5 protein-coding genes are annotated in these 6,651 nt (G+C 72.2%); 1 reads left to right on the forward strand and 4 read right to left on the reverse strand.

Annotation, left to right across the window (positions count from 1 at the left end):
• Positions 1-75 precede the first annotated feature (75 nt).
• Both AB0C78_RS34075 and AB0C78_RS34080 read right to left on the reverse strand, forming a co-directional pair.
• Positions 76-1,725 carry an AMP-binding protein gene (locus AB0C78_RS34075; RefSeq protein ID WP_360756055.1) on the reverse strand — a complete coding sequence of 550 codons (1,650 nt, stop codon included), beginning with the start codon at positions 1,723-1,725 and terminating at the stop codon, positions 76-78.
• A gap of 131 nt (positions 1,726-1,856) precedes the next feature.
• Positions 1,857-2,231: a DUF3054 domain-containing protein gene (locus AB0C78_RS34080; RefSeq protein ID WP_360756057.1), complete on the reverse strand. Its 375-nt coding sequence runs from the start codon at positions 2,229-2,231 to the stop codon at positions 1,857-1,859.
• Between the two features lie 90 nt (positions 2,232-2,321).
• Here AB0C78_RS34080 and AB0C78_RS34085 point away from each other — a divergent pair, with 90 nt between their 5' ends.
• Positions 2,322-2,993, forward strand: a complete 672-nt coding sequence (locus AB0C78_RS34085; RefSeq protein ID WP_360756060.1) for an alpha/beta hydrolase — start codon at positions 2,322-2,324, stop codon at positions 2,991-2,993.
• On the opposite strand, the gene AB0C78_RS34090 is transcribed toward AB0C78_RS34085, so the two are convergent.
• Both AB0C78_RS34090 and AB0C78_RS34095 read right to left on the reverse strand, forming a co-directional pair.
• Complete coding sequence (locus tag AB0C78_RS34090; RefSeq protein ID WP_360756062.1) at positions 2,990-4,291, reverse strand: extracellular solute-binding protein; 1,302 nt, start codon at positions 4,289-4,291, stop codon at positions 2,990-2,992. The genes AB0C78_RS34085 and AB0C78_RS34090 overlap by 4 nt on opposite strands.
• 2 nt (positions 4,292-4,293) lie before the next feature.
• The gene (locus AB0C78_RS34095) at positions 4,294-6,225 is read right to left on the reverse strand and encodes a vWA domain-containing protein (protein ID WP_360756065.1); all 1,932 of its coding nucleotides are present in this window, start codon (positions 6,223-6,225) and stop codon (positions 4,294-4,296) included.
• Positions 6,226-6,651: the final 426 nt, after the last annotated feature.

Here is a 6,651-nt window from a genome sequence, read left to right on the forward strand (position 1 = left end):
CACCGGCTTTAGCAATTGGACGCCCCGTACAGAGGCTCACTTCACAGCGCCGGCCCTTTCCGCACGCGAAGCGGGCTACGGGACGACGCGGGCGCCGTCCATCTTCCCGTCCTTGAGCCGCTCCCACATGTACCGGCGGCGGGGCTTGCCGCTGGACGTGCGCTGGATCAGCCCGGTGCCGACGACGATCGTCACCTCGACGTCCTCGCCGACCCGGCGGCGCAGCGTCTCGCGCACCTCGGGCACCCACGCGTCGTCGAGCGTCTCGGCGAACAGCGCGAGGCCCTTCTGCCCGGCGCCCGGCACCCCGACGACCACGATGCGGCCCTTGCCGAGCCCGCTCACCTCGGCGATCTTCGATTCGAGGTCCTCGACGTAGACGGACCGGCCGCGCACCTTGATGCTGTCGCCCATCCGCCCCAGCACGAACAGCTGGCCCTCGTGGAAGAAGCCCGCGTCGCCGGTGTGGACCTCGCCGTCGATGAACCGCGTCGACTTGGCCTCCGCGCCCGCGAAGTAGCCGGGGCACGCCGACGCGCCGCCCACGACGATCTCGCCGAGCACGCCCTCGGGCACCGCCCGGCCCTCGTCGTCGACGATCCGGACGGGCACGTCCTCCTCGGGCGTCCCGCAGCCGACGATCCACCCGGCCTTCGCGCCGAGCGAGCGCGGCCCGAGCGAGTGCTGCTCCAGGATCCGCACCGGCGTCCCGAACGACAGCGACTCCGGGTCGGGCCGGACGGCCAGCGGGTCGCGCAGCTCCTTGTCCATCGTGACGAGCAGCGTCGTCTCCGCCATCCCGTACGCCGGGCGGAACGCCGTCCGGGAGAACCCGAACGGCTCCAGCAGCTCCGCGAACACCTCCAGCGAGTGCGGGTCGATCGGCTCCGCGCCGATCAGCGCCATCTTCCAGCCGGACAGGTCGAGGCCCTCCAGCTGCTCCGGCTTCACGCGCCGCGCGCAGTACGCGTACGCGAACGGCGGCGCCGCCGTGTGCTGCGCCTCGGCGAAGCACCGGATCCAGCGTGCGGGGTCGCGGATGAAGTGGTCGGGGCGCATCAGCCGCAGCATCCCCTGCCGGGCGATCGGCGTGAGGAAGCAGCCGATCAGCCCCATGTCGTGGTACAGCGGCAGCCACGACGCGACGACGTCGTCGTCCTCGAACCCGGCCGAGCGGGCGATCAGCTCGCTGTTGGCCTCCAGGTTGTCCCAGGTGACCATGACGCCGCGCGGCGCGCCGCTGGACCCGGAGGTGAACTGCAGCAGCGCCAGCTCGCCGGCGGGCTGGACCTCGGCCTCGGCCGCCGCCTGCCGCGGCAGCCACGGCTCGCCGGGGAGGCCGGCCTGCGCCATGGCCCGTCCCGCGTAGTCCGCGAGGTCGGTGGACGCGGCGACGAGCACCGGCTTCGCCTGCCGCAGGATCGCGGCGACGTGCGCGACGTAGTCGTCGCCGTCCTGGAACAGCGGCGGGGTGATCAGGCAGACGGTGGCGCCCGCGGCCCACACGCCGAAGTAGGTCTCGATGCAGGTGAAGTCCGTGGGCAGGATCAGGCAGACGACGTCGCCCGGGCGGACGCCCTCCTCGATCAGCGCTCCGGCCGTGCGACGAGCGGCGGAGGCCAGCTCACCGTAGCCGCGGAAGTCCCAGCCGCCGTCGTCGGCCGCGAGGTGGACGCCGCGTCCGGTGTTCGGCTTGTCCAGCCAGTCCCGCAGCGCAGATGCCATCGTGTCCCCTTCAGACATGCTTGCTCGGTCACCCACGTGACTCGCGGGTAACTTCACCAGCACCGCGCGTCCGGCGTCAACCGGGCCGACCGGCAAACAGACCACCCGGTCATTTGGAGAGATCCAACAACTCAGACACGCTCGGGTTTGTCACCCCGGAGGGCCTGCGCGGCCCGCGCGGCGCCCCGCCACCCGACCAGCACCAGCCCCAGGAAAGCGAGCGCGACCAGCACGAACGTGAACGCGATCCCCTGCCCCGAAACGATCCGCAGGACCATCCCCACCACGACCGTCGACAGCCAGACACCGGCCCCCACCGGCACCGCGTCGGCCCGGCGCCGCCACGCCCGCAGCAAGGCCCATCCCGCCACGACCCCCACCAGAAAAGGCCACGCGGTACCGAGGAAGCCCGTCACGCTCCCGGCCTCGTCATGCGAGCTGCGCCCGATCCCCACGAACACCAGCACGCAGCAGACATCGAGCGCACCCGCCACCACATTCCGCATACGTCCAGGCTATGTCCGCCTTCGGGCAGCCCCGCGACGCCCCCGGCATATCGTCCTACGATGATTCCGTCGCCGACGAGAGGACCGGCCATGACCTACGTCCTGGTGCACGGAGCCTGGCACAGCCCCTGGTACTGGCGGGACGTGACGCCCCGCCTGGACGGGCCGGCCGTCACCGTCGACCTGCCCAGCTGCGGCCCCGCCCACGGCGACCTCCATGACGACGCCCGCGCGATCCGCGACGTCCTGGACGCGCACTCCGACGTCACCCTCGTGGCCCACTCCTACGGCGGCATGCCCGCGACCGAGGCGGCCGCGGACCATCCCGCCGTGAAGCACCTCGTCTACGTCGCCGCCTACAACGCCGGCGAGGGCGAGACGCTCATGGGGTTCGGCGCCCAGGCCGGCGACGAGCCGAACGTCAACCCCGAGGTCGACTGCGACTTCACCGGCGACGGCCTGCTCGCCTTCAAACCCGACCGCGCCGAGCACGTCCTCTTCCACGACTGCCCCGACCCCCGCGAGGCCGCGAGCCACCTGCGCCCCATGGCCCCGCCCTTCGCCCAGCAGTCGCCCAATGCGGTCGCGTGGAAGACGATCCCGTCCACCTACGTGGTCTGCACGCAGGACCGCGCGACCGCCGTGGGCGTCCAGCGGGCCCTCAGCACCCGCGCCGCCCGCGTCCACGAGCTCCCGTCCAGCCACTCCGCGTTCCTGTCCCACCCGGCCCGCCTCGCCGAGATCATCAACGGCGCGCGCTAGCAGCTGCCGCGCTCCCCCTTCAAGGCGGCCGTGAGCGCGTTCGCGAGCGTCCCGGGGCTGGGCCTGCGGGCGCCCCGGACCCCCGCACGCGCGTTGAGCACCTGCTCGACGCAGCCGCGGAACGTCTCGCTGAACTGCGCGTAGTACGGCGTGACCGGCCGGAGCCGGGCCTGGTAGAGCGCGGCCTTCAGGGTGGTCGCGAACTGCGAGAACCGCTCGGGCGTGGGCAGTTCCTCCGCCGTGTACTTCGGATCCTTGCAGGGCGTCGCGTCGTCGAAGACGGAGGTCCGGGTCGGCGTGAACCCGCCGCAGACGAACAGCCGGTGCTGGGAGTCCCTGCTGGTGAGGAAGTCGATGAGCCGCCCCGCCTCCGCGCGGTGCTCCGACCGCGCGGACACCGCCAGGTCCCATCCGCCGAGCACCGTGAGCCCGGGCTTCGGCAGCGTCGCGACGTCGAAGCCGCTCCCGACCCGCGGATCGGCGGTGAGCGCCCTGAACGCGAACGGCCAGTTGCGCATGAGCGGGGCGCGCCCGCTCGCGAACGCCTCGAGAGAACCGTCCTCCATGTAGGCGCGCGACGCCGACAGTGCCGGGCCTGCGCCGGCGAGGCGGTCGAGCCCGCTGAGGAGCTGCTGGGCGGTCTGCACGTCCACCCTCGCCACGTCGCCGCTGAGGACCGCCCCGCCCTGGGTGTTCCAGATGACCTCGAGCGCGTTGGCGGTGAGCCCCTCGTAGTTCTCGAGCTGCGCCGCGTACCCCCGGCGGAGCAGGTCGTCCCACGACCCCGGCGCCTTCTCCCCCTTCCGCACGTACAGCAGGCCGGCATCGGTGAACCACGGGACCGCGTACTGGCGCCCGTCCCACCGTCCCGTCGCCATGGTCTGCGGGACGAAGTCGGCCGGGTTGTCCATCCAGGAGTCCCGGACCTCCGCGAGGAAGCCGCGCTTCGCGTATTCGGGCAGCCAGGCGACGTCGACGAGCAGCACGTCGTAGGCGCAGCTCCCCGAGTCCAGGGCGGCCGCGATCTGGCTGCGGGTCGTGTCCGTCGACCGCGCCACCTCGATCAGGGCGGCCGGCTCCTTCGGGTGCGTCCTGTTCCAGTCCTCGACGAGGCGCCGCCGCTGGAAGTCCGGGCTGACGTCGACGTCCGTCGCGATCGTCAGGCCGCGGTGCTTCCCGCACCCGTGGAAGAGGGGGCGGTAGCCCATCGACCACCGCACCACCAGGCCCGCGCCCACCAGCAGGACGAACGCCGCCAGCGACGAGAAGAGGCGCCTGTGCCTTGCGAAGACGTGCACCGTCACCCCCAGAAGACGTCGGCCATCACGAGGCTCACGAGGTCCTCGACGGCGGCCTGCGGCCTCCCGATGCAGGACCCCGGGCCGAAGGCGGCGGCGATCGACGCGACGGGCTCGGCCCCGCAGTCCCCCGGCCCGGTCGGGACGATCAGCAGGCGCAGCCCGGGCTTGTCCGCCCGCAGCCGCCCGGCGAGGTCGCGGGCCTGCGCGGCGGCGTCGCGGTTGGTGGCGGGGGCCTGCCCGTCGGTCAGCACCACCAGCGTCTGCTTGCCGCGCTGCAGCCGCCCGGCCGCCTGCTCGATCGCGGTGGTCAGGGCCAGGTCCCGCCCGTTGGTGACGGCCCGCTGGATCGCGGCCTGCACGCCGGGACGCGCCGCCTCGTCGCCGGACGAGGCGACCGGCCCGGTCTCCGGCCTCGTCACGGCGGAGAAGAGGAACAGCGACGTCGGGGCCGTCGGCCGGACGTCGCCCACGATGCGCAGCGCCAGGTCCTGCGCGCGGCCGAGCCGCGGACCGCCCTTGGTCACGGGATTGGCCATCGAGCCGGAGACGTCGATCAGCAGGCTCAGCGGGTACGCGGGCCGCGCGCCGGCGTAGCAGTCCTTCACCTCCTGCAGCGACCCGACGCACCCGGCGTCCCCGCGCAGACGGTGAGGCGGCACCGCGTCGGGGACCATGTGACCGTCCCGCAGGCTCCGCACCGCACCGTTCTCAGCGGGGAGCTTTCCCGAAACGGTGCGCAGCCCCTCCCGCGCGAGTTGCCCGCCGTCGAGCCATTTCCGGAAGTCCGCCACCGCCTTGTCGCGCCGGGCGGTGTCCTCTCCGGGCCACCGAACGTGGACGAAGGGGTGGTCGAGCACCGGAAGGTCCGTCGTGTAATAGGGAAAGAGCCGCCATTTCTGCGAAGGCGGCCCGCTGCGGCAGCCCGTCCCCGCGGCCAGCACGTCCCCGTGGTCGTATCTCGCCAGCAGATCCTCGGGCACAATGACGGCGACGTCACCGGACGGATTCTTCCCGGCCGCGTCGTCGTCGCGGAATGCGCACAGCATCGACGCCGCGTCGCCGGCGGTGATCCTGCTCTGGTCGAGGATCTTCTCGACCGGTTCCCGGTCGCCGCCGGCCCATCCGTTCCGCAGCGCCTGGTGCAGCACCGGCGTCGCCAGCAGCGCCGAATCCGACGTGTCGGGGGAAGGCCGGGCGACGGAATTCAGCACCTGGTCGGCGCTGAACACATGCAGTAACGCGGCCAGGCTCTGCCGTCCCTGGTCTCCCGCCAGATCCTGCCGGTCCGCGTCGCCGAACACGCCCATGACCACCGGGGACGACCCCACGGACCCGCCGATGTCCAGGTCGGCCTTCGCCCGCAGGGGGTTCTGTTTCGCCGAGCAGGTGCCGTCCTGCCGCACGCCCTCTGCGACGGTCCGGTCGGCGGGTATCCAGACGTCCGGCTGCGAGCCGAGGAGCGTCGCCCGCGCGGCCAGGGAGCAGTCCTCGCCGTCCGGGCTCGTCCATCCCCGGGCGAACCCGTTCTTGACCTCGTCGGTGGGCGCGTCACCCGCGACGTCGACGGTCATCCCCGGGCACCCGTGCTCCGCCTTCTCCGCCACGTACCGCTGGGCCGCCGCGGTCAGGGACGCGACGCTCTCCGCATCGGTGACGACCCGCAGGTCGGCCCCGCACCCACCCGAACCGGACAACGGCACGACAAAAATCAGCGGGATCACCACGACCGCGGCCACGATCCCGGGCCACGACCACTTGACCCCAACCGCGACGACCACCGCGGCCTGAGCGAAGCCGGCCTTGACCTTCGCCCATCCTCCCGGAACGGCGACCACAAAGGCGCCCACGGATCCGGCGACGAAAAGCACCTGCGCCCACCACGGCCAGCTGAGCAGGAACCCGTGGTAGACCCCGACCAATACCCCGAACAAGGTGACCGCTATACCCAGGACAGTCAGTCCTTGAAGGCCTCTGTTCGGCCGTTCGGGGCCACCCTCCGAGGACATTCCACTCCCATCGGATGAGCGAGAATGCACGTCCCCCCGGGCTCGCACCACCCAGTCTAGGCAGCCCCCACCCGGCCGACCACAACGTATTCGTAACAGTCGATCATTCTAATTCGGACACAGAAAATCCCCGTTAAGCACCGATCACCTTCCACCCCCCAGGCGGCAAGCACCATTCCCCCCGAAGGGGGCAAGGGGCGAAGCCCCAAAGAGGGCGCAGAGCACCAACCCGCACAAGCAGGACGAAGGGCGAAGCCCGAGGAGCCGCGCTGGCGGTGATCCGCGTCCCGGTGCCGCTCGCCGACCGGTTCGTCGACCCCGCCGTCATCCGCCGGGCGCTGCTCGACGACG

The organism is Actinomadura sp. NPDC048394, assembly GCF_040651755.1.
Taxonomy (GTDB): domain Bacteria; phylum Actinomycetota; class Actinomycetes; order Streptosporangiales; family Streptosporangiaceae; genus Spirillospora; species Spirillospora montaniterrae.